Consider the following 22,469-nt stretch of genomic DNA (forward strand, 5'->3'; position numbering starts at 1 on the left):
TATATACCATGAGCAAACTTTACCAAAAACACATTTTAATTATACTGGCCGCAACGGCCATATGTATTTCTGCCTGTAAAAAGGATAGAACTGAAATAGCGGAGAAAAAACAAATCATTACAGGCACTAAAGGCATTTACATGCTTTGTGAAGGATTGATGGGAGGTGGTAACAGTGCCATTTCTTACTATGATATAGCTACAAAATTAACAGTTAAAGATTATTACAAACAGGTAAATGGTACATCGCTCGGCGAAACCGCAAACGATTTAGAGCAATACGGCAGTAAAATGTATTGTGTTGTGGCTGGTATTCAGGGTACGAAACAGTCATTTCTGGACATTATCGATATCAATACCTGCAAATCGCTAAAGAGGATTTCATTCAATTCAGCAACAGATGGTTACCTGCCAAGGTTTGTTGCCTTTTATAAAGACAAAGCTTATGTATCGCGTTATGATGGTAAAGTGAGCCGCATCGATACGGCTACAATGGCTATTGATGGTGAAATAATGCTTTCAGAAGGCCTTGAGCAGCTGGCGGTAGCAAACGGAAAGTTATATGCATGCAATTCATCGCACCCTTTTTATCAGAACGGAGCTAAAAATAAGGTATCAGTTATTGATCTCGCCACCTTTACCAAAACAAAAGACATTACCGTAAACAATAATCCGGTAAGAATACAAACAGCAGATAACGGCGATTTATTCGTGGTATGCTGGAACGATTATATCATCAATAACGACCCATCGCTCGATCGAATCAGTAGTGCCAGCGATACCAAAACAGGCTCTTACAGTTACGATCTGGGCATAATTGCGATCAATGGCTCAACAGCTTATGTAGCCAAAGATATTTATTCCAACCCTGAAATTAAATCGCTTAATACAGCAACTGGTGCCATTGGTACAGGTTTAATCACAAGCGGACAGGCCATAAATATACCTTACGGATTAACGATCAATCCCTTCAATAAAGAAGTGATTGTTGCTGATGCCAATAGCTATGGCAGCACCTCAGGATCTGCTTATGGTGTTGGAACAGATGGTAAAGTAAAATTCAGTTTTGAAACTGGCGCATTGCCTCAGCACGCTGTATTCAATTACAGCTACAGATACGAATAAGGGAGCATCATTATTCCTATCAAATTACACACAGAATAAATAATTTAATAAAACACATACATGAAAAAAAGTTATCTCATATTAATGCTTGGTATTGCTACGATGGTATACAGTTGCAAAAAAGACAATGAAGCCGTTCCTGATGTTAACCTCTTTATTAAAGGAGAAACCATGACTGGAAAAGTGAATACCAAAACTGTTTTTGCCGCCGGAACAAATAATGGAAAAGGCTTTAATCACCAATGGAAACTCGATGGTAAAGTAGTAAGCAGTGCTTATAACTACGATTTTACACCCCTAAAAGCCGGTACTTATGTAATTGAATATACCGCGAGCAACAACGCCGGATCTTTTTCGCACAAATACACCGTAACGGTGCCGATTCCGGTAGTGGAGATTACCGCAAACAGCACCAAATTTATCACGACCGTTTTTGAATATCTACCAGCGCCAGGCCAGTTTATCAATGAAGGTTTGGGAAGCCTTGCAGGTGCACAGAAAATTATTGGCGATGTTAGCAAAACCAGCATGGTTACCTTAGGCGGTTTTGGTGGTTATATCATTTTTGGTTTCGACCACTCGGTAGTAAACAATACCGGTGCCGACCTCGCCATTTATGGTAATCCGATTGGTGGTACAACTCCTTTTGCTGAGCCAGGGATCGTAATGGTGAGTCAGGATATAAATGGAAATGGCAAACCTGATGATGAATGGTATGAACTCGCCGGCAGCGAATACAACAATCCGCTGACCATTAAAAACTACGAAATCACCTACACCAATCCGAAAGGTTTTGCCAATGTAAGCTGGACAGACAATCAAGGTGGCAGCGGAACTTACGATGTAAACAATTTCCACAAACACAATTTCTATCCAGAATTTGCACCCGATCAGGAAAAACTAACCTTAAAAGGCACATTACTGCCTTCAACATGGGGTAAAAATGGCAGTATTTTCATTAACAATGCATTTCCATGGGGTTATACCGATAGTTGGTCGATAGAGGATGATTACGCCACTAAAAGATATAACAGTTTTGATCTTGATTGGGCCGTTGATCAAACCGGAAAGAAAATCGCTTTGAAAACCATCGATTTCCTAAAAGTTTATACCGGGCAAAGAGAAAAAGGAAATACACTTCTTGGAGAAGTCTCAACCGAAGTTAAAGGCGCAGTAGATCTGGGAATTAAATAAAACATGCTGATGAAAATAAAATCAATTGTAAGCTTAGCACTTTTATCTGCCATACTTCTTTCCTGCAAAAAGGAAAATCCGGCAGAAAAAGAGGAGGAAGGAGATAAACCAACAACAAACCAATCGCCATACCTCCATAAAATATATGATTTTAAGCAAGCCCCCGGACAGTTTACCAACGACCTTGTAAAGACCGATATCCTGATCGGCAGTGCGGGCAATGGACTGGTTTCACTGGGCGGTTTTGGGGGTTACATTATATTCGGCTTCGACCACAGTGTAACCAATAGCTCAGGAGCAGACCTTGGCATTTATGGCAATCCCCTTATTGGTATAGGTATGGAATTCTCTGAGCCTGGTATTGTTTGTGTAATGCAAGACCAGAATAAAAACGGTTTGCCTGATGATATGTGGTACGAACTAGCTGGAAGTGAATATAACGATCAGGCTACCATCAAGAATTATAAAATCACCTATTATAAACCCTCGAAATTGACGGATGATATCCGCTGGACGGATAACCAGGGCAAAGAAGGGCTGGTATTGAGAAATCAATTCCACACGCAGGATTATTTTCCTTCCTGGGCCACTACTAATGAAATTTCTTTCACCGGAACCTTGATTAAAAACACACTTGCTCCCGGAGAAATCATTACAAATAAACCATTCAATTTTGGTTATGCCGATAATGGATCGAGCGAATATGTAAGCTTGCAGGAACAATTTGGCAGGGGATACAATACCTTCGATATCGATTGGGCTGTTGATGCTACAGGTAAAAAAGTAACGCTTGCCTCTATCGATTTTGTAAAGGTTTATACCGGGCAAAACAGCAACGGAAATCCTTTCAGTCCGGATAATGATAACGACCGTTCGCGCTATATCGGAGAGATTTCGACAGAATTTGGCGGAGCGGTTGATCTTAAACTTTTAAAAAATAAATAACACCATATATCAGAATGAAACAATTCAACTTTAAACAAATATTTGTAGCTGCAGCAATTTTAACAACAGGTCTTTATGCCTGTAAAAAAGACAGTGTAAATGATATACAGATTGATCCACCCGCAGGAAAATATGATAACGGCTTTTTTGTAATCGGCGAGGGATCTTACGGACAGAGTGCCGGTGCAGTAAGCTTTTACCATTATGGCGATGATACCCTTTCCATTAGGGCATATGAGAAGGAAAACCCGGGAAAAATCTTATCAAATGCTGCTAAAACGAGTACTTTGCAATTTGCTTCGATAATTAATGGCAGTATTTACCTCATGAGCAAAATAAATGGTCCGATTGTTAAAATAAATGAACAGACTTTAAAAGAAGAGGCCAGATACGTACAGGAAGCCAGCAACTGGAGAAGTATTATACAGGTTGATGGGAGCAGGGGTTTGGTCAGTGCAAATGATGGTGTGTACCAGATCGACCTGAATACGCTTACCGTTCAAAATAAACTAACAACCGTAGGCGCGGTAAATACGGGCGATATGTGGAAGAAAGGCGATTACGTTTACCTGCTACAGAGTAATGGTGCGAAGATTGTATCTTCCAGTAACTATTCGCTGGTCAAGAGTTTTTCAAACATCAACCGTGGATTCGCACAAACACCAAATGGAAAAATCTGGGCTTCAACAGGTAGCCGTTTAATTGCAATCGACAATAATTTAGACACTGCAGGTGTTGGCCTAGCCGTTGCTGTAGGATCATTCGGTCTTGATGCACCAACCCGTATTACGGCCTCAACTAAAGAAAATGCCGTTTTCTATCATTCAGGAAAAGCAATTTATAAATATATCGATGGCGATAAAACATCCTTAGCACAGCCATTTATCAATATCACCGAAGATCCTTTTATGGTATACGGTGCTATTCGTTACGACAGGAATAAAGATTATATCGTTGTTAACGGAATCCAGGGTTACGGTGCAGCTTCTACAGTAAATTACCTGCTCATTTACAATGCATCAACGGGTGCTTTGGTGAAAAAAATTAAATACGGTGGTGATGGGGTAACCACAGATTTTACTAAAATCTATTTCCCTGATTTAGCCATATTCCATTAAAATAACATTCAATAATAACCTCTCAACCTAAAGGTCTGCATTTTTTTGCAGGCCTTTTTCTATTTCTATGGTCTCTGTCTCCACAGACCGTCAAGAATTAATTCACGGATTCTAATCTGAGGCCCTGATTTATAAACCCGGTAGGAGCGGCAGCCTCCGATTTTTCATCGGAGCTACAGCGGATAACGGGACTGCTGTTCCCGAAATCTAACTGACATTCCTTTCCAATTAAAGACCCTTATTATCATTTATTAATTTTCAGCGCTATTCTAGCACACACTTTCGGCTATCCGCTCTTTTTACTACATTTGCGCTGCTTTTGGTTCCCGGTGTAAAATCGGGATTAAAAGGGAATACAGTGTAAATCTGTAACTGTCCCGCAGCTGTAAGCTCTGTAACGTTTTTCAATCTACAAGTCACTGTTCCGCTTAACCGGTACGGGAAGACAGAAAAACGGGAGTAAGTCAGAAGACCTGCCTTTAGCATTTAATTTCATAGCTTTCGGGGATTGAAGCTAGGATTGAAATACTTAACGTTTTTCGTATTTTCATTTCCTTTCCTAATCTGTTGGCTGTGGGCAAAACCACAATCAAATGAACAAAAAAAGAATGCTAACTGTAGCCAGTCTGGGGCTAGCACAGTTAATGATTAGCCAGGTGGCTAATGCTCAAAATCAAGACAGTTTACAACTTAAAGATGTTGTGATTTCTGCAACAAAAAACGATCAGAAACAATCGCAAACAGGTAAAGTAGTCAGCATTATTAGTCGCGAAGTGCTCGAACGCAGTAACGGCAAATCATTACCCGATTTACTTTCAGAACAGGCAGGTATTATTATTAGTGGTGGCAACAGCAGTCAGGGGAAAGATAAAAGTATCTTTTTCAGAGGATCAGGCAGTGGTTATACCTTAGTACTTATTGATGGAATTGTACAAAACGATCCAGCGAGTATCAGCGGTACATTCGATTTACGTCTGTTTTCAATTGATCAGATTGATCATATTGAGATTTTAAGGGGCGGTCAGTCTACCATTTACGGATCTGATGCGGTTGCAGGTGTAATCAACATTGTAACTAAAAAGGGCGGACCAAAAGGAAATACCATTTACGGTGTAGCCAGTGCAGGAAGTTTCGAAACCTATAAAGGTACGATCGGTTTAAATGGCGGTGTAGAAGGTTTTTCATACAACATTAACTACACACATTTAAAAACTGATGGGATTTCTGAAGCTGTAGCTCCAGCTGGAAGTGCGGCTATATTTGATAAGGATGGCTTTAAAACTGATGGTTTAAATGCTAACTTCGGTATCAAACTCGACAAAAACTTCTCTGTTAATCCATTTTTACGCTATTTCTATGGCGATTACAAAATAGATGAGGGTGCTTTTGCCGATGGTTTACCTACCAATAATTCTATTTTGAAACAGTTTAGTGCAGGTTTCAACTCAGAATATAAATTCAACACAGGTAAAATAACGCTTAACTACAGCCACGAGAGTAACTCAAACAATGTAAATTCGAGTTATGCAGGTTTCGAAAGTAAATTTTTAAACTTCGGTAAACTGAATGTAGTTGATTTATTCTACAACCAGAAATTGGGCAATAAATTAGATTTATTGGTAGGTATCGACAACAGAAAGATGAAGTTAATTACCGATAGCAAAAACCCGACAACCAACATCTTTGCCGCTTATGGTTCATTGTTTTTACACGATTTAAGCATTTTTAACCTTGAAGTAGGTGGACGTTACAACAAACATGATCAATATGGAGAAAACTATACTTATTCTGTTACCCCAAGCATCAACATTATTAAAGAAGTAAAACTTTTTGGAACAGTATCTACTGCATTCAAAATCCCTACGCTGAATATGTTGTTTGGTCAATATGGTGCCAATCTGGATCTGAAACCTGAAAAATCTCAGAATTATGAAGCCGGTGTAAATTTAAACATGGCTGATGAAGCCTTTACTTTAAGGGTTACCAGTTTCAAACGCGATTTAACTGATGCGATTGTTTACACCACAGGTTATATTAATCAGGGTAACCAAAAATATAAAGGTTTTGAAGTAGAGCCAGCGGCAAAATTTAGTGTTTTCAATATCAATGCTTACTATGCTTTTGTAGAAGGAAATACAGGAACAACCAATTATTTAATCCGCAGGCCAAAGCATACCTTCGGCATTAATGCAGGTGCACAGGCCACAAGCCACTTATATGCAAGTGTTAACTTACGTTATTTTGGTAAACGTTTCGATACCAATTTCATCTCTTATTTAGACGAAGAGATGCCATCATACAACCTGTTAAATGCATATGTAGAATATGCCCTGGCTAAAAAACGTGTGAAAATATTTTTTGATGCCAAAAACATCCTGAACAAAAAATACACTGAAATTATTGGCTACAATACACCTGGCTTCAACTTTAATACAGGTGTAAGTTTTAATATCCGCTAATAAAGATTTAACTTTGCTTAAATATTAACCAGAAATAGCATGTCTCATTTAAAATTTAATCCACGCACTTTAATTTTGTTGTCAATAATATTGGCAATAACGGCTTTCCGTTTGCTGGTAACATTCAACTCAGATGAATTAAAGTTTGCCAATTTCTCATCAATCGGAGCGGTAGCTTTATTTGGAGGTGCATATTTTAAAGATCACCTTAAAGCATTTGCTTTTCCGCTATTGAGTTTATTTTTAAGCGATTTGGTACTTTATACAACCATCTATAGAAAGTATGTAGATATGCTCTTGGTTCAAGAACTTTGGACATACCTTGCAATTGCACTAATGGTTTTAGCCGGTCGTTTCTTATTAAAAAAGGTAAATATTGCCAACTTATTCCTGTCTACAATTGTAATTGTATTTATCCACTGGATTGTAAGTGATATCGGTTCATGGTACGGAAACCCACTTTATACGCAAAACTTTAGTGGTTTTATAGATTGCTTAATTAAAGCCATTCCATTCGAGATCAGATTTTTAGAAGGAACAGTGATTTACGGCGCTTTACTTTTCGGAGCATTCGAAATTTTAAAAGCAAAATACCCGGTATTAAAACTGCAAACACAAGAGTTGTAGAAATTTTAATTGGTTGGTGTTGCACCAAACAAATGAAATGCAGTATAGAAATCCTCTTTTGATTCGATTCAAAAGAGGATTTTTTTTAACTTAGAACATCATTACATTTTACCTATTACATCTTACATCCAATGAAAGTTGTTTCCTTTTTACCTGCCGCTACAAAAATGATTTACGATATGGGCCTGCAGGAATACCTGCATGGTGTAACATTCGAATGTCCTAAAGAGGCGGCAGATCAACCCAAAGTGGTACGTTGCATATTAGAAGGCAAAAACTATTCGAGCATCGAAATCGACCGGATCTTTTCAGCATCAAAAGCACAGGGCAAAAGTTTGTATTGGGTAGATGATGCACTGCTGGAAAGCATCGCACCTGATGTGGTTTTCACGCAGGATATATGCGAAGTTTGCAATATCGATACCGTTTGTACCGAAACAGCGGTAATGAAGCTTAGCAAACAGCCAACACTGGTTCCCTTATCGCCAAATAACTTACAGGATGTTTTCGAATGTGCCATTACCATTGCCAGGGCTTTAGGGAAGGAAGAAGTGGCTTTAAATTACCTCGCAGGCCTGCAAAAGAAAACAGATCACATTTTAGATCAGCTTAGGGCAAACCGTGCACCACTAAAAAGGATCATGCTGATGGAGTGGATCGAACCGATCTACAACTGCGGGCATTGGATTCCTTTTCAGATTGCGGCAGCTGGTGGTGTAGATATGTTGTCTAATCCCGGAGGCGACTCTATCGTAACCCAATGGGATAAAATCCTGAAATATAATCCAGAGGTACTGGTTATTGCACCATGTGGTTTTGATATGAACAGGAGTATGGAAGAAATGGAGCTGTTAACCTCAAAACCAGGTTGGAAAGATCTGGAGGCCGTAAAAAACAACCAGGTTTACATTGCCGATTTTGATATGTTTACCCAACCGAGTGTAGGTACCCTGGTTGAAGGTATCCAGGCCTTAGCCTGTATGTTCCACCCGGAGATATTTAAGGCAGACGAAAATATAGCCAAAAAATTCATCAACCACAGCCAGTCTGTGAAATCATTTAAATCTGTGTAACCATATCTATGAAATTAGTCGTTTTAACAGGAGCAGGGATCAGTGCCGAAAGTGGGTTAAAAACATTTAGGGATTCTGATGGATTATGGGAGGGCTATAATGTTTACGATGTGGCTACCCCCGAAGCCTGGGAGAGAAATCCCGAATTGGTACAGGAATTTTATAACGAAAGGAGAAGACAGGTTTTAGCTGCAAAACCCAATCTGGCCCACCAGTTACTGGCCGAATTGGAAAAAGACTTCGACGTTGAGATTATTACCCAAAACATTGATGATTTGCACGAAAGGGCAGGCTCAACCAAAGTGACACACCTTCATGGTGTAATTACCAAATCTCAATCTGATAGAAAACCGGAATTAACCTATCCCATTGCAGGGTCGGAGATTAAAATGGGCGAGCTTTGCGCGCTGGGTTCCCAACTTCGTCCGCATGTAGTGTGGTTTGGCGAGGCAGTACCCATGATTGAAGTAGCCGCTAAACTCTGCAAACAGGCCGATTTGTTCGTACTCATCGGAACTTCATTAGCCGTTTACCCGGCAGCAGGTTTAATTGATTTTGTTCCTTCCTTTGTTGACAAATACATTATCGATCCAAAAACACCTGATGTAAAACGTTATAAAAACGTGATCAACATTGAGAAAAACGCGGTAGAAGGTGTTGCCACTTTAAAAGATATCTTAGCCAATGCCAGATAAAAAGATTTGCATTTTTAACTGGAGTGGTGGTAAAGACAGTACATTGGCTTTACATTATGTTTTACAAGACCCTACAATCGAAATCCGTTACCTGATTACGACAGTCACTGAAAAATACAATCGTGTTTCGATGCATGGTGTTAGGGAAGCTTTACTCATTAAACAAGCCGAAAGTATTGGGATTCCGCTGTATCAGATCCGTTTGGGCGAAATGCCGGATATGGAAACCTACGACCGTACCATGAAGCATCATCTTTCTAAGTTTAAAGAGGAGGGCATTACGCATTCTATTTTCGGTGATATTTTTTTAGAAGACTTACGTAGCTATCGGGAGAACAAATTGGCCGAAATTGGGCTTAAGGCTCTTTTTCCGCTCTGGAAAAAAAACACGAAAGATTTGATTGGTGAATTTTTAAACCTGAACTATAAAACCATCATTGTTTGCACGCAGCAAAATCTCGAAAATTTCTGTGGAAAAGTAATCAGTCATGATTTAATTGATCAGTTACCTGCAGATATTGATCCTTGCGGAGAAAACGGAGAGTTTCATACTTTCGCATTTGAAGGCCCAATTTTCAAGGATAAAATCACCTTCACCACCGGAGAGAAGGTATTCAGAACTTATAATGCCCCAGGCAAAACCAGCACAGATGATGATTCACCATGTTCAACCACAGCACTTTCGGGCTTCTGGTATATGGATTTGTTAGAATAATTTTTCTATTTAAAACATTTTGGCATCATTTTTTCTTTAGTAGTTATAATTAACTAAATCACACATCCATTTGAAACCTGTTTAGCGAGGTTAGGTAACTAAACAAGTATCATATTAAAATTAAGAGTTATGAAAAAGATATTGGTAGTAATCGCATTAAGTTCTTCAGTTTTATTTGCTTGTAACAATAAGGCAAAAGAAGAAGCTGCATTAAAACAACAACAGGCTGAAAAACAACTGGCCATTAAAGCCGTTAAAGATAGTTTAAGGTTAGATAGCTTTAAAAAAGCCGAAGTAGCCAAAGCAGAGCAGGAAAAAGAAGCTAAACACCAGGCAGAATTAGCCGCAGCTAGGAGATCAGGTTCATCCAGATCTTATGCAAGTTCTGGCGGTGGTTCTAGCAGTGCTTACGGTGGCACACAACCAACAGCTAAGAAAAAAGGTTGGAGCGATGCAGCTAAAGGCGCAGTTATTGGTGGTGCAGCAGGAGCCGTTGGTGGTGCTTTAATTGATAAGAAAAAAGGTAGAGGTGCGATCATTGGTGGCCTAGTTGGCGCTGGTGGCGGTTATTTAATTGGTAGAGGCGAAGATAGAAAATCTGGCCGTGTGCAACCTAAAAACTAAAAATCCTTATAAAATAATAGGAAGTCCCGATTTACATCGGGACTTTTTTTGTGCCCTATAAAATGATTTATATATTTAACAAAAAAAAGAAGCGATGACAGAAATTAATACGGCTGCAGATAAAGGACAGATCCAACACTTCGTTATGTTCTGGTTAAAACCTCAACTAACCAAAACCGAAATCGCAGATTTCGCCAATTTCTTTCGAAAGTTTAAAACCCATAAAATATATCAAAACATTAAGTTACGGCTTAGCGGCTAATACACCTGTCCGCCCTGTAACCGATAATTCTTTTACTTATTCGCTTACCATTACTTTTGCCAACATCGCAGACCATAATGCTTATCAGGAAGATCAAGTGCATTTAGATGCCGTAGAAAAATTCTCTAAGAACTGGTACAGGGTAGTAGTACACGATACAGTGATTGCTTAATCAATTTTGAAGCTGTTTCGCCAACTCAGGGCAGCAGTAGCAGGCAAACGAAACACTTCTCGACTCCGTCATCCTGAACTTGTTTCAGGATCTTTCAAACAAGCTGATAAGCATGCAATAATTTTAAGCTACCGAACCCGTGATTGCTTAATCAATTTTGCAGCCCAGTCTTGCCAATTCAAGGCAGCAGTAGCAGGCAAACGAAACACTCCTCGATTCGCGTCATCCTGACCTTGTTTCAGGATCTTTCAAACAAGCTGATAAGCATGCAATAATTTTAAGCTACCGAACCCGTGATTGCTTAATCAATTTTGCAGCCCAGTCTTGCCAATTCAAGGCAGCAGTAGCAGACAAGCGAAACACTCTTCGATTAGTCATCCTGAACATGTTTCAGGATCTTTCAAGAAAGCTGATAAGCATGCGATAATTTTAAGCCAGACGTCGGAGATTCATATAAACTCAATAGCCTTATATTTTCTTAAATCTCTTATATGGTAAAGACGTTTAACATAAAACCTTGGCTAGATCTCCAAAGTAATTAAGATTAACTTTCCTGATAAAACCACCAAACTTCCCATTTATTTGGCAAAATAAGTACTAAGAATTATATTTTGTAAAGATATTTAAAAATCAATATATCAATTAGTTAAAACCACATACTTAAACAAAAAGTCATATTCAGCATCTCAATTTAATGCCAAAACGCCCTTAAATTCAGAATATAATTTCGAAACACAACAAAAAACACTAATAATCAATCAGTTACACCAACAACATAACTAATATTGATGCCTGTTATATGCAGTAGTAAAATCAGAACGCATGAGCTTAAACCGCGCGACAACGGTTTGAATAAATTCTTCATCGATAATTTCGAACACATCATTAACACCACCTCCACTCAGGTCAAGTTCTGCAAGTTTATAACTTTGCTCAAAGGTACCCTGCTCAAACTTTACGATGTATTTCTGGTTCATCGAAAAAATGGTAATCTTACATTCCGGATGTGGAAGTTCTGCTACTACTCTCATTTATTTATATTTTTATTTACAATTCAACAGCTACACCGTTAAGCGTACCCCAGCTATCTACAATTGAGAAGCGGGCAAACAGTTCTTCTTTATACCATTCGCGCTCCCTGGTGAGCTTAATCACATCAGCATGATCAACAGATTTGTACGCATAGTTTTTCATACTATCCGCATCCGTCCAGATCGAAAAGGTGGCCTGGTCGAAAAATGGATTTTCGCCAATGCCTGCTGACAAGATAAATCCCGGTGCAATACGCATGGCTTCAGCTGCCCTTTTAATATTCTGTCTAAATTCTTTTAACCTGTTTAATTTAATCGCCGCCCGGGTGATCACCGCAATTTTCCCAGCATGACTATTGTTTACTTTTTCAAATTTAAATGGCTGTACTGCTGACCATAAACCATGACTAGATAAAGGGCTTAGTAAGATCGTAAAACTTTCAATACCAAAGAAACTAAACCACCTCACTACAAAAGAATCACGATAAAAATGATCACAATCATTCCGGTTATCCCAAGTAGTCAGTACTGCCCAGTGCCTGTAATCAGGCGCTAAATCTACCTGAGCATTTTTTCCGCTGCCCATTAACTTCCAAAACCTACACCTTTTATTTAACCATAACGGCAACCTTAAAATCGCCATGCCCATAAAGGCAAAAGGTATAGTAAGGCCACGGAATCTGGTAATGGTTAAGGCTACGATCATAAACTCACGATTAATGATGCCAAAACTAAGGATTTTAAGAATAGGTTATCATTCAAATTTTCGTCATTAAAAACCACCTTTAGCCTACATCTCATAAATCATAATTAACTTTGATTATAGAAACACTCAAAATGGCAGAAGATTTAACCATCACCAGAAATACATCAAAAGAAGAACAATATCAATCCATCATCCCACAAATTGATGCGTTACTTCACGGAGAAACAGATTTCATTGCAAACCTTGCAAATGTTGCAGCAGCACTTAAAGAACAATTTAACTGGTTCTGGGTAGGTTTTTACCTGGTGAAAGACAACGAATTGGTGTTAGGTCCATTTCAAGGTCCGGTAGCCTGTACGCGGATAAAAAAAGGAAAAGGGGTGTGTGGCGCATCCTGGCAACAAGCAGAAACCATTATTGTTCCCGACGTGGAAGAATTCCCCGGCCACATTGCTTGTGCATCAGCATCCAGATCAGAAATTGTTTTACCCTTAATTGTTAAAGGTGAAGTGATAGGAGTTTTAGATGTAGACAGCGAGGTTTTAAATAAATTTGATGAAACAGATAAAACTTATTTAGAGCAAGTTATATCAATTTTATTAAACAGATAGTTAAGATAAAATATTGAAGTTAAAAGAAGAATACTACCAGAATGAAGATGTAGTTAGCTTAGCTAAAGACCTGTTAGGCAAGATACTGTACACTAAAATTGATAATGAAATCACTGCAGGCATCATCGTCGAAACCGAAGCTTATTTCGGCATAAAAGATAAAGCTTCGCATGCCTATGGCGGCCGCAGAACCAATCGAACAGAAACCATGTACGGTAGCGGAGGCATTGCTTACGTATACCTCTGTTACGGCATGCATAACCTCTTCAACATTGTCAGTTCGAAAGAAAACGATCCTCATGCGGTTTTAATTAGGGGTATCCAGCCTTTAGTAGGTATCGATATTATTGAACAAAGAAGAAATATGTCCCACTCTAAAGGCGCCATTTCAGCTGGTCCGGGCTCTGCAGCAAAAGCATTGGGGATAGACAAAACTTTTAATGCCAAAAACCTCACCGGAGATGAGATCTGGATTGAAGATCACTCCATTCAATATAAAGATGAAGATATCGCCGCTACACCGCGCGTAGGCATCGCATATGCCAAAGAACATGCGTTGTTACCCTGGCGGTTCTTCGTAAAAGGCAATAAATATGTCAGTAAACCAAATAAGGTTTAATTAACGTAAACCTTTTCGCGTACTTCCTGTTTTTCTTTATAAACAATTGAAAAGATGAAAAACGAGAAAAACATAGCCATCCTTAAAGAAATGGCAGAAAGCGTACGTACCTGTATGTTTACCACATTTTCGTCAGGAGACGAATTCGGAAGCAGACCGATGGGTACCGCAAAAATTGAAGATGACGGGAGTTTATGGTTTTACACCAATGAATATTCACCTAAATCAAAAGAAATTTCTAAAGAGAACAATGTCCTGTTAGCCTATAGTGACCCTTCTAAAAACACCTATCTTACTGTAAAAGGCAAAGCCGAACTGGTAGATGACAAAGTGCGTAAAGAAGCTTATTTTTCTCCATTCATTAAGGCATGGTTTCCGGATGGAATAGAAGACCCAAGATTAATCCTGATTAAAGTTACGCCAGAAGAAGCTGAATACTGGGATGCTTCAGCCTCTAAAATAGTCGTACTATTCAGCATATTAAAAGCAGTGGTAACCGGTGATACACCCGATTTAGGTAAACACGATACCATAAAATTTTAATTTCATTGCACAAATTGAAAAGCAGGTTTGGGAACAATACCTGCTTTTTTTGTAATATTGAGGCAATGAATTTTGAAAACAACTTATTATTCGCACAAACACAAGACGAAACTGATCAGCTTCGTGATTTCAGGTCGCAGTTCTTATTCCCAAACCACAATGGAAAAGATCTTATTTACCTGTGTGGCAATTCATTAGGACTTCAACCTAAAGTAGCTGGTGAAGTTTTAAAAAACCAGCTTAATAACTGGGCCAACTATGCTGTAGAGGGCTGGTTTGATGGAAATGAACCCTGGATATTCTACCATAAAGCACTTAAAAAGTTAATGGCCCCGATTGTAGGCGCACTACCATCAGAGGTGTGCCCAATGAATACCCTAACCGTAAACCTCCATTTGTTAATGGTGAGTTTCTATCAGCCCAAAGGCAAGCGCTTCAAAATCATTATGGAAGGTGGTGCGTTCCCATCTGACCAATACGCAATAGAAAGCCAGGTAAGATTTCATGGATTTGACCCAAAAGAAGCGATTATAGAGGTTTTCCCAAAAGAGGGAGAAGAAATACTACACACAGCAGATATTATAGCTCAGATCAAAGAAAACGCAGATGAAATTGCACTTGTATTATTTGGCGGAATCAATTATTACACCGGCCAATGGTACGATATGGAAACTATTACAAAGGCAGGGCACGAAATTGGGGCAATTGTGGGCTGGGATCTGGCACATGCTGCCGGTAATGTCCCGGTAAAACTTCACGATTGGGATGTAGATTTTGCCTGCTGGTGCTCATACAAATACCAAAACTCAGGTCCGGGAGGAATAAGCGGGATTTTTGTCCATGAAAAACATTTTAACAATACCGGATTAAATCGCTTTGCAGGATGGTGGGGCTACCAGGAGCACAAACGTTTTAAAATGGAAAAGGGCTTTATTCCAGAGACTGGCGCTGACGGCTGGCAGGTAAGTTGTACGCAGGTAATGCCTATGGCTTTATACCATGCATCGCTTCAGATTTTCGAACAGGCAGGCTTTATCGAACCATTAAGAAATAAAAGTATTACTTTAACTGCTTATCTGGAATATATTATAAATGAAATAAATAAAGAATTAGGCGTATTACAATATAAAATCATCACCCCTAAGGTGGCTAAAGATAGAGGGGCACAACTATCCATCATTGCGGAACGTAATGGCAAACAAATTTTCGACGGTTTAATGGCTAACCACGTACTTGGTGATTGGCGCGAACCTGATGTAATCCGCTTAAGCGCCGTCCCGCTTTACAATTCTTTCGAAGATGTTTATTTAGCCGGTCAGGCACTTTTAAAAGTAAGTAAAGAAGTTTTACGATAACAAAGAACAAAGGCTCATCAGATAAAAAATCAAGAAAATGATCAATTACAACCCTAAAGACTGGAGTACCTTCATTTTTCATATCCACAAAAGCGACACTTTCAGAAAGCTTTGGCCTTTAATGCTTGGCGTAGCTGTATTTTCTGGTCTGGTTGCATTTGCAGAGCTCAATTTTTTTCAACTTTCTAAAAGCAGCTACGTCACCAACATCGGCATGATGCATAGTCTGTTGGGCTTTGTATTATCAATGTTATTGGTTTTCAGAACCAACACTGCATACGACAGGTGGTGGGAAGGCAGAAAGTTACTGGGCTCGTTAACCAATGTGAGCCGCAACCTGGCGATGAAGATCAAAGCACTTAAATTGACAGAAGAAGACCTTCGCTTTTTCGAGTATGGCATTCCAAAATATGCTTTTGCCTTAAAAGAACATTTACGCGAAAGAATGTATTTTGGAAAAAACAGTGTTTTGATAGAGGTTGAAGAAGGTAAACACATTCCAAATCAGATCGCAGGAAGCTTAATTAACAGGCTATACGAATTACTCGAAAAGGGCGCGATCTCGCAGGAACAATTCATTGTACTTTCAGGTGATTTTAATCAATTCACCGATATCTGCGGTGCTTGCGAGCGCATCAAAAATACACCGATTCCATATTCGTACAGTGCTTTTATTAAGAAGTTTATCTTCATCTATGTGATTACTTTACCATTCGGATGGGTGTTCAGTCTGGGCTATTTTGTAATTCCGATTGTTCCCTTTATACTCTATGTATTAGCGAGTTTGGAGCTAATAGCTGAAGAAATAGAGAACCCATTTGGGGAAGATGCAAATGACCTTCCGGTAGATCAGATTTGCACAAACATCGAAAAACATGTGGAGGAGATATTAGGCTAATGATTAAAATTGCCTGGCACCCCCTGTACGCACACCCTTTACCTGAGGGGCACCGTTTTCCAATGCTTAAATATGAGTTGATACCTGAACAGCTTCTGCATGAAGGAACGATAGCGCAGCAGAACTTGTTTAGTCCGGGGCCGGTTTCAGAAGATATTATTCTCTTAACGCACGAAAAAACATATTGGGAACAGCTTAGGGATTTGACACTTTCAGCGAAAGACCAAAGACGGATAGGTTTTCCCTTAAACGCGCAACTTTTAGAACGGGAGTTGAGGATTACCCAAGGCACAATTGATGCTGCCCATTTTGCAATAAGTAACGGAATTGCCTTTAATGTTGCGGGAGGCACACACCATGCGGGTAGCAATTGGGGCGAAGGTTTCTGTTTATTAAACGATCAGGCTGTTTCCGCTAATTACCTGTTAAATAAAAACTTAGCTAAACGAATCTTAATTATCGATTTAGATGTACACCAGGGCAACGGAACGGCAGAAATCTTTCAACAGGAGCCCAGGGTGTTTACTTTTTCGATGCATGGTGATAAAAATTTTCCATTCAGAAAAGAAATTTCAAGTCTGGATGTTCCTTTAGATGACGGCGTTCAGGATGAAGAATACCTGTCAGCCCTAAACCTGAATTTAAAAAGGGCATTCGAAAGGGCTAAGCCTGATTTTGTATTTTATCTATCAGGAGTAGATGTGCTTTCTACTGATAAGCTGGGCAAACTGGCGTTAAGCAAGTCAGCGTGTAAAGAACGCGACAGCATAGTACTGCAGGCCTGTAAAGATAAAAACCTACCGGTGCAAGTGAGTATGGGTGGCGGCTATTCCACCGATATCAGAGATATTGTAGAGGCACACTGCAACACCTTCCGCCTCGCTTTTGATTTATTTGAATAAGCCCACGCACAAAAACATAATATCCTTATCTTCGCGGCAATATGTTGGAGATTATTTATCAGGACGAAAACCTAATTGCAATTAACAAACCCCATGGGTTATTGGTTCATCAATCTTCAATTGCAAGAGATGCAACTGAGTTCGCACTTCAATTACTAAGAGACCAGGTTGGCAAGCACGTGAACCCGGTACACAGGCTGGATCGGAAGACAAGCGGAATCTTACTATTCGCTTTTGATAAAACATCAGAAATTGCTATGCATCAGCAATTTATGAATACCGAAACCAACAAAAAATACCTGGCCATTCTTCGTGGTTTCACACCTGACACTATGGATATTGATTATCCCTTAGCTAAAGAAAACGGAACGATGCAGGATGCTTTCACTTCGTTTAGAACCCTTCAAAGGGCAGAAGTAGCCGTAGCTTTTGGTAAACATCCAACCTCACGTTATTCATTGGTAGAGGCTACACCTAAAACCGGGAGGATGCATCAGTTAAGAAGGCACTTTAGCCATATTTTACATCCCATTATTGGCGATAGGACACATGGCTGTAACAAACAGAACAAATTCTTTAAAGAACAATGGAATATGACCACCATGCTGCTTCACGCTTCTGAACTGGAATTTTCCCATCCCATCACAAAAGAAAGAATCCACTTAAAAGCGGACTTACACGATGAGTTTAAAAGAGTGATGGATTTCATGAAAATGGAACGCTAGCACAATTTTTGACCTTAAAATCTGTTTATATAGCATCTATGATTAAATACTTACGTTTTACACTCCCATTTTTAGCGCTTTTCGCAGCCAGTTGTTCTTCTGTTTATATGCCAAACGTTCCAAATACGCCCATGTTAAGTAAGCAGGGTGAATTTAGTGGTGGCGCGCACATTTCTTTAAAAGGCAATGCCAGTGTTAATGGCGCTTATGCCGTTTCTGATCATATTGGTGTACTTTTTAGCGGATCGAGAATGAATAGCGAAAGAAAAAGTAAAGATTTCGGACACAAGCTTATTGAAATTGGCGGAGGGTATTTTGATACCTTTGGTCCGGACAACAACCGGATTATTGAAGTTTATGCAGGCGTAGGAAAAGGCTGGAGTGATATCACTTTCCGCGATTATAAAAACGATATCCTTGTCAGCTCCGAATTGCAGGAGGTGGATTACCGGAAAACATTCTTACAGGTGAATTACAGTTCGAAAAAGAAAAACAACCTGCGTTTATTCGGAACCGATTTCCCAATTAACTATGGTACGGCATTAAGGATTAGCCATATTAAGATGGACAGGTTCTTTTTAAACGGTGTTGTTCAGCCTAAAGAAGACAACATTTTCTTTGAGCCTGTATTCTTTACACGTATGGCACTCAGTAAAACTTTTCAACTCCAATATACCACAAGCAGTAATATCGGCTTAAAGAGCCGCAAATACATGTCTGCAGGCAATTCTATCTTTACCATTGGTGTTGTGGTTAATGTTGGAGGTAAATAAGCAATCTCCGATTGCGAATACAATAGAGAAAAGGTAAGTATTGGTCTTTCAACAGGCCACCTGTTCACAAATTGCAAAGAACGGTCGTCTTTCCCCGCAGGCGGGAATCTTAAAGCTCATGGCATTACGATTATCTTCGATGAGCAATCTAAGATTCCCAATCCAGTTGAGAATGACGATCCCCCGAGGATTATCGTCTCTTAAAAATCCTTTGTCATTAGTATTAATCAACTTAAAGATCAACCTTCAGCGCCCTCGTTTTATTCTGAAACCTTAAAAACAATAGGATAGAGGCTGTTAACAATCCTAAGGTTAATCCATACCAGATTCCGTTAACCCCCAAGCCGAAGTGAAAACCCAACACATAACCAATGGGAATACCCACTACCCAATAGGCCAGAAAGGTAATAAATGTCGGAATATTTACGTCACCAATACCACGCAGCACACCTAAACCCACTACCTGAGTACCATCAAAGAGCTGAAAAAAGCCAGCGATGATCAACAATTGGGCGGCAATGGGAATAACAGCAGCATCTTCCGTATAAATAAAGGGCATCACGTTATTGGCCAACACAAAAATCACTGCGGTAACAGACATAAACAACAAAATTACATGATAGCTGGCTATGGCAGATTTACGTAAATCGTCGAAATTATTCTTGCCAAAGTTATTTCCTGTTTTAATGGTAGCTGCCGAAGCTACACCACTCGCAATCATATAGGTCATGGCGGCCAAACTAATCGCAATTTGATGCGCAGCTTGTTCTACCGCGCCAATGGTACCAATCAGTACGGCTGCACCGCTAAAAGCACTGATTTCGAAAGAATATTGCATCGCTACCGGCATTCCAATTTTAGCAATCTTAATGGCCCTTATTTTATCAAAAAAAGTTGCCTTAAAACTGATCAGGTATTTTTTAAAGTGCTGAGATCGCAATACATAAAAACACATCACTGTTGCCATTAAAATCCTGTCGATTAATGTACTTAAACCCACACCACTAACACCCATCGATTTAATGCCGAACATTCCTTTCACGAAAATGATTCCTAAAATAATATTAATGGCATTACCCCAAATGGAAACAAACATGGCCTGTTTGGTAAATCCTAAACCTTCAGCAAACTGTTTAAACGTCTGGAAAATCAGTAAGGGGATGATCGACACCGATAACAGGTTTAAATAAGGTTTTGCGTAACGTACTACCTCGGGCGTTTGCTCCAGGTGATCGATCACAAAAAATATCCCCAACTGAACCAGTACATATAAAAATATGCCGACACAGATATTAATAATCAAACTGTTTGATAAGAGCTTTCCGCATTCATCATAATGCTGGCGACCGTTTTCTTGTGCAATAAGTGGTGTTAAACCGTAAGAGATACCCAATCCAATAACCAGAATAAGCATAAATATGCTGTTCACTAACGAAACAGCAGCCAATTGAATGGTATCAGTAAAATGGCCCACAATAATACTATCGGCCATGTGTACCAAAGTATGACCAACCTGGGAACCAACAATTGGCAATGCCAAATGAAGATTTTCTTTGTAATAGGGTTTATATTTGGTATAAATTTTAGAAAACATAGGTTTACAAAGGTCGGATTTTTAAACCTCAAAAAATAATGATGTAGAAAAGTTAATGTTCGGTTTTACAAAGGTAACCGTCATGCTGACCTGTAATGAAGTAGAAGCTACATAGGTAAAATAGATCCTGAAACAAGTTCAGGATGACGAATGAGACAGGACAGTGTTTTATTTCACCGCCGTAAAGTACTCTTCTTTTTCAGAAGTGTGCGATTTGATAACATTGGTTAGAATTAAATTCACCAGTACTTTCTGTGCCTTGCGATATGAGCTTCGCAACAGTTTGCTAAACTCTTTCAAGGTAATCTTTTCATGTTGCTCCAGGTATTCGAGCAGTTTTTTCTCGTTCTCAGAGTAAGAAATCAGCACGCCATCATTTTTATATTCCTGTTTAAGTACTTCAAGAATAATCCGGCTCGCTAAAACGCTTTTATCATCAATGCGGATATAAGCCCACCATTTTTTTTGATCATCAAGCGCATAATGCGGCTTAGTATCGCTTTCAGGAATATTAACGACCAAAACCAATTTATCATCTACGTAAATTTCCTCAAAATAAGGTTCAATGGCAGGTTTGCAGCACTGATGGGCCGAAGTTAAAATCATATATTTTTCTTCTTCTTCCGATTTTACGCCTTTGATAGATCCATCATCGGCCACACCAATTAATAGCTTACCGCCTTTGTTATTGGCAAAAGCAACCAGGCTCTTGGCAATTTTCTCGGTACTGGTAATGGTTTTCTTAAAATCGAGCATTACGCCCTCACCCTGCAAAATTAAACTCTTAATACTCGGCATAATCTAAAAATTAATAAGCAACTCTAGGCGTTTCGCCCTGATGCAGGTTTCGGATATATACTTCATTCATTACTGTTGCACACAGTTCGCCATGTTTATTGGTAATTTCCATCGGGTAGGCTTTTACAAACTTGCCAACGGTTTTTAATGCATGTTCTGCTTCGCTCAACATCTCATCAGTAACGGTTATGGTAAAATATAATGTAGAACGACCGGGTTTTAAATATTGTATCGAGGCACTCTTTAACCACACCCTCACTTTAAAGCCGCGGCGCTGCATCAACTGATCAAACAACAAGGCATAAAATGGATCGGTTGCTGCATAAATAGTACCACCAAAAATAGAGCCGTTATAATTTTTATTCAGAAAACTCTTGCTCAGCTTAACCGTACAGCTTTTAAATTCATTTTCAAATCTCTGAACCCAAATGCGTTGAAAAAACAGGGGTGGATAAAAACGCATCACCCATTTAAGGGTATTTTGAGAAATAATCATACTCACTAATATCAGAAAGTTTTATCACCTTTTAAAGTTTTGCAGCGCTTGTTTTAGTAATATTTCCGTAATTTAGAACTATGCATGTTTATGATACCATTACCGCCGCTTTAAGTGATTTAGATAGCCGGGGCTATCATTTAGATTTCAATTTAACTGCCGATGGTTTAGCTAGTAAATCAGCCGATCTGTTTCTAATGCCTGAAGAATTTGAAATTGAAGAAATATAATGTTTTGAAGGCATGACCGATCTGGCCGATAGCTCGGTTGTTTACGCCATTTCATCAAATATTGGAAATTTAAAAGGTGTATTGGTAGATGGTTATGGCGTATATGCCGAAAATGTATCGCCGGATTTACTCAATAAATTAAAAATTCACCACGGATAAGCGTTTTATTTCTCATTTACA

General features: G+C 39.2%; 25 protein-coding genes, 1 pseudogene and 1 riboswitch. Of the genes and pseudogenes, 20 read left to right on the plus strand and 6 right to left on the minus strand.

Annotated elements, in window-relative coordinates:
* Window positions 1-8 precede the first annotated feature (8 nt).
* From CA265_09215 to CA265_09265, 11 genes are all read left to right on the plus strand, one after another.
* Entirely contained in the window at window positions 9-1,124 is a 1,116-nt protein-coding gene (locus CA265_09215) for a hypothetical protein (protein ID ARS39817.1), read from the plus strand.
* A 60-nt stretch (window positions 1,125-1,184) separates the two neighbouring features.
* Window positions 1,185-2,318: a PKD domain-containing protein gene (locus CA265_09220; GenBank protein ID ARS39818.1), complete on the plus strand. Its 1,134-nt coding sequence runs from the start codon at window positions 1,185-1,187 to the stop codon at window positions 2,316-2,318.
* Window positions 2,319-2,321: 3 nt separating this feature from the next.
* On the plus strand, window positions 2,322-3,263 hold the full coding sequence (locus tag CA265_09225; protein ID ARS39819.1) for a PKD domain-containing protein: 942 nt from the start codon (window positions 2,322-2,324) through the stop codon (window positions 3,261-3,263).
* A 14-nt stretch (window positions 3,264-3,277) separates the two neighbouring features.
* The gene (locus tag CA265_09230; protein ARS39820.1) at window positions 3,278-4,381 is read left to right on the plus strand and encodes a hypothetical protein; all 1,104 of its coding nucleotides are present in this window, start codon (window positions 3,278-3,280) and stop codon (window positions 4,379-4,381) included.
* A 303-nt stretch (window positions 4,382-4,684) separates the two neighbouring features.
* Window positions 4,685-4,877: riboswitch (cobalamin riboswitch) on the plus strand.
* Between the two features lie 97 nt (window positions 4,878-4,974).
* Entirely contained in the window at window positions 4,975-6,840 is a 1,866-nt protein-coding gene (locus tag CA265_09235; protein ID ARS39821.1) for a hypothetical protein, read from the plus strand.
* Between the two features lie 39 nt (window positions 6,841-6,879).
* The gene (locus CA265_09240) at window positions 6,880-7,467 is read left to right on the plus strand and encodes a hypothetical protein (protein ID ARS39822.1); all 588 of its coding nucleotides are present in this window, start codon (window positions 6,880-6,882) and stop codon (window positions 7,465-7,467) included.
* A 131-nt stretch (window positions 7,468-7,598) separates the two neighbouring features.
* Window positions 7,599-8,540: an ABC transporter substrate-binding protein gene (locus tag CA265_09245; protein ID ARS39823.1), complete on the plus strand. Its 942-nt coding sequence runs from the start codon at window positions 7,599-7,601 to the stop codon at window positions 8,538-8,540.
* Between the two features lie 8 nt (window positions 8,541-8,548).
* Window positions 8,549-9,235, plus strand: a complete 687-nt coding sequence (locus CA265_09250; GenBank protein ARS39824.1) for an NAD-dependent protein deacylase — start codon at window positions 8,549-8,551, stop codon at window positions 9,233-9,235.
* Window positions 9,225-9,950: an ATP-binding protein gene (locus tag CA265_09255; GenBank protein ARS39825.1), complete on the plus strand. Its 726-nt coding sequence runs from the start codon at window positions 9,225-9,227 to the stop codon at window positions 9,948-9,950. Before CA265_09250 ends, CA265_09255 begins: the two co-directional genes overlap by 11 nt.
* A 129-nt stretch (window positions 9,951-10,079) precedes the next feature.
* Window positions 10,080-10,574: a hypothetical protein gene (locus CA265_09260; protein ID ARS39826.1), complete on the plus strand. Its 495-nt coding sequence runs from the start codon at window positions 10,080-10,082 to the stop codon at window positions 10,572-10,574.
* Window positions 10,575-10,762: 188 nt separating this feature from the next.
* Window positions 10,763-11,008: a hypothetical protein gene (locus CA265_09265; protein ID ARS42941.1), complete on the plus strand. Its 246-nt coding sequence runs from the start codon at window positions 10,763-10,765 to the stop codon at window positions 11,006-11,008.
* 779 nt (window positions 11,009-11,787) lie between these two features.
* Here the strand turns inward: CA265_09265 and CA265_09270 are convergent.
* A complete protein-coding gene (locus CA265_09270) occupies window positions 11,788-12,039 on the minus strand; it encodes a hypothetical protein (protein ARS39827.1) in 252 nt (83 codons plus the stop codon).
* Window positions 12,040-12,055: 16 nt separating this feature from the next.
* On the minus strand, window positions 12,056-12,745 hold the full coding sequence (locus CA265_09275; protein ID ARS39828.1) for a DUF3291 domain-containing protein: 690 nt from the start codon (window positions 12,743-12,745) through the stop codon (window positions 12,056-12,058).
* Window positions 12,746-12,876: 131 nt separating this feature from the next.
* Between CA265_09275 and CA265_09280 the strand changes: the two genes are divergently transcribed.
* The 8 genes from CA265_09280 to CA265_09315 all read left to right on the plus strand — a co-directional run bounded on the left by CA265_09280 (window position 12,877) and on the right by CA265_09315 (window position 19,171).
* Window positions 12,877-13,356 (plus strand): diguanylate cyclase, encoded by a 480-nt coding sequence (locus CA265_09280; protein ARS39829.1) that lies wholly within the window; start codon window positions 12,877-12,879, stop codon window positions 13,354-13,356.
* A 13-nt stretch (window positions 13,357-13,369) separates the two neighbouring features.
* Window positions 13,370-13,975, plus strand: coding sequence for a 3-methyladenine DNA glycosylase (locus CA265_09285; protein ID ARS39830.1), 606 nt, complete (start codon window positions 13,370-13,372; stop codon window positions 13,973-13,975).
* 54 nt (window positions 13,976-14,029) lie between these two features.
* On the plus strand, window positions 14,030-14,518 hold the full coding sequence (locus CA265_09290) for a pyridoxamine 5'-phosphate oxidase (protein ID ARS39831.1): 489 nt from the start codon (window positions 14,030-14,032) through the stop codon (window positions 14,516-14,518).
* A gap of 65 nt (window positions 14,519-14,583) precedes the next feature.
* The gene (locus tag CA265_09295) at window positions 14,584-15,873 is read left to right on the plus strand and encodes a kynureninase (protein ID ARS39832.1); all 1,290 of its coding nucleotides are present in this window, start codon (window positions 14,584-14,586) and stop codon (window positions 15,871-15,873) included.
* Window positions 15,874-15,910: 37 nt separating this feature from the next.
* Window positions 15,911-16,771, plus strand: coding sequence for a hypothetical protein (locus tag CA265_09300; GenBank protein ID ARS39833.1), 861 nt, complete (start codon window positions 15,911-15,913; stop codon window positions 16,769-16,771).
* Entirely contained in the window at window positions 16,771-17,673 is a 903-nt protein-coding gene (locus CA265_09305; GenBank protein ID ARS39834.1) for a histone deacetylase, read from the plus strand. Before CA265_09300 ends, CA265_09305 begins: the two co-directional genes overlap by 1 nt.
* Window positions 17,674-17,714: 41 nt before the next feature.
* On the plus strand, window positions 17,715-18,398 hold the full coding sequence (locus tag CA265_09310) for a pseudouridylate synthase (GenBank protein ARS39835.1): 684 nt from the start codon (window positions 17,715-17,717) through the stop codon (window positions 18,396-18,398).
* A 38-nt stretch (window positions 18,399-18,436) separates the two neighbouring features.
* Entirely contained in the window at window positions 18,437-19,171 is a 735-nt protein-coding gene (locus CA265_09315; protein ARS39836.1) for a hypothetical protein, read from the plus strand.
* Between the two features lie 48 nt (window positions 19,172-19,219).
* On the opposite strand, the gene CA265_09320 is transcribed toward CA265_09315, so the two are convergent.
* The 4 genes from CA265_09320 to CA265_09335 form a co-directional block, all read right to left on the minus strand.
* The gene (locus CA265_09320) at window positions 19,220-19,414 is read right to left on the minus strand and encodes a hypothetical protein (GenBank protein ID ARS39837.1); all 195 of its coding nucleotides are present in this window, start codon (window positions 19,412-19,414) and stop codon (window positions 19,220-19,222) included.
* Window positions 19,404-20,765 carry an MATE family efflux transporter gene (locus CA265_09325; GenBank protein ID ARS39838.1) on the minus strand — a complete coding sequence of 454 codons (1,362 nt, stop codon included), beginning with the start codon at window positions 20,763-20,765 and terminating at the stop codon, window positions 19,404-19,406. Before CA265_09325 ends, CA265_09320 begins: the two co-directional genes overlap by 11 nt.
* Window positions 20,766-20,933: 168 nt before the next feature.
* Window positions 20,934-21,563 (minus strand): AAA family ATPase, encoded by a 630-nt coding sequence (locus CA265_09330; protein ID ARS39839.1) that lies wholly within the window; start codon window positions 21,561-21,563, stop codon window positions 20,934-20,936.
* Between the two features lie 10 nt (window positions 21,564-21,573).
* Window positions 21,574-22,059, minus strand: coding sequence for a DUF4442 domain-containing protein (locus tag CA265_09335; GenBank protein ID ARS39840.1), 486 nt, complete (start codon window positions 22,057-22,059; stop codon window positions 21,574-21,576).
* An 80-nt stretch (window positions 22,060-22,139) separates the two neighbouring features.
* On the opposite strand from CA265_09335, the pseudogene CA265_09340 reads away from it, so the two are divergent.
* Window positions 22,140-22,448, plus strand: a pseudogene (locus CA265_09340) (phosphoribosylpyrophosphate synthetase).
* The last annotated feature ends 21 nt before the right edge of the window (window positions 22,449-22,469 follow it).

Source organism: Sphingobacteriaceae bacterium GW460-11-11-14-LB5, from assembly GCA_002151545.1.
Taxonomy (GTDB): domain Bacteria; phylum Bacteroidota; class Bacteroidia; order Sphingobacteriales; family Sphingobacteriaceae; genus Pedobacter.

What these genes read in the sequence shown, in the direction of transcription:
- CA265_09215 (ARS39817.1), top strand. Translation starts at nt 9, where the DNA reads ATGAGCAAACTTTACCAAAAACACATTTTAATTATACTGGCCGCAACG.
- CA265_09220 (ARS39818.1), top strand. Translation starts at nt 1,185, where the DNA reads ATGAAAAAAAGTTATCTCATATTAATGCTTGGTATTGCTACGATGGTA.
- CA265_09225 (ARS39819.1), top strand. Translation starts at nt 2,322, where the DNA reads ATGCTGATGAAAATAAAATCAATTGTAAGCTTAGCACTTTTATCTGCC.
- CA265_09230 (ARS39820.1), top strand. Translation starts at nt 3,278, where the DNA reads ATGAAACAATTCAACTTTAAACAAATATTTGTAGCTGCAGCAATTTTA.
- CA265_09235 (ARS39821.1), top strand. Translation starts at nt 4,975, where the DNA reads ATGAACAAAAAAAGAATGCTAACTGTAGCCAGTCTGGGGCTAGCACAG.
- CA265_09240 (ARS39822.1), top strand. Translation starts at nt 6,880, where the DNA reads ATGTCTCATTTAAAATTTAATCCACGCACTTTAATTTTGTTGTCAATA.
- CA265_09245 (ARS39823.1), top strand. Translation starts at nt 7,599, where the DNA reads ATGAAAGTTGTTTCCTTTTTACCTGCCGCTACAAAAATGATTTACGAT.
- CA265_09250 (ARS39824.1), top strand. Translation starts at nt 8,549, where the DNA reads ATGAAATTAGTCGTTTTAACAGGAGCAGGGATCAGTGCCGAAAGTGGG.
- CA265_09255 (ARS39825.1), top strand. Translation starts at nt 9,225, where the DNA reads ATGCCAGATAAAAAGATTTGCATTTTTAACTGGAGTGGTGGTAAAGAC.
- CA265_09260 (ARS39826.1), top strand. Translation starts at nt 10,080, where the DNA reads ATGAAAAAGATATTGGTAGTAATCGCATTAAGTTCTTCAGTTTTATTT.
- CA265_09270 (ARS39827.1), bottom strand. Translation starts at nt 12,039, where the DNA reads ATGAGAGTAGTAGCAGAACTTCCACATCCGGAATGTAAGATTACCATT.
- CA265_09275 (ARS39828.1), bottom strand. Translation starts at nt 12,745, where the DNA reads ATGATCGTAGCCTTAACCATTACCAGATTCCGTGGCCTTACTATACCT.
- CA265_09280 (ARS39829.1), top strand. Translation starts at nt 12,877, where the DNA reads ATGGCAGAAGATTTAACCATCACCAGAAATACATCAAAAGAAGAACAA.
- CA265_09290 (ARS39831.1), top strand. Translation starts at nt 14,030, where the DNA reads ATGAAAAACGAGAAAAACATAGCCATCCTTAAAGAAATGGCAGAAAGC.
- CA265_09295 (ARS39832.1), top strand. Translation starts at nt 14,584, where the DNA reads ATGAATTTTGAAAACAACTTATTATTCGCACAAACACAAGACGAAACT.
- CA265_09300 (ARS39833.1), top strand. Translation starts at nt 15,911, where the DNA reads ATGATCAATTACAACCCTAAAGACTGGAGTACCTTCATTTTTCATATC.
- CA265_09305 (ARS39834.1), top strand. Translation starts at nt 16,771, where the DNA reads ATGATTAAAATTGCCTGGCACCCCCTGTACGCACACCCTTTACCTGAG.
- CA265_09310 (ARS39835.1), top strand. Translation starts at nt 17,715, where the DNA reads ATGTTGGAGATTATTTATCAGGACGAAAACCTAATTGCAATTAACAAA.
- CA265_09315 (ARS39836.1), top strand. Translation starts at nt 18,437, where the DNA reads ATGATTAAATACTTACGTTTTACACTCCCATTTTTAGCGCTTTTCGCA.
- CA265_09325 (ARS39838.1), bottom strand. Translation starts at nt 20,765, where the DNA reads ATGTTTTCTAAAATTTATACCAAATATAAACCCTATTACAAAGAAAAT.
- CA265_09330 (ARS39839.1), bottom strand. Translation starts at nt 21,563, where the DNA reads ATGCCGAGTATTAAGAGTTTAATTTTGCAGGGTGAGGGCGTAATGCTC.
- CA265_09335 (ARS39840.1), bottom strand. Translation starts at nt 22,059, where the DNA reads ATGATTATTTCTCAAAATACCCTTAAATGGGTGATGCGTTTTTATCCA.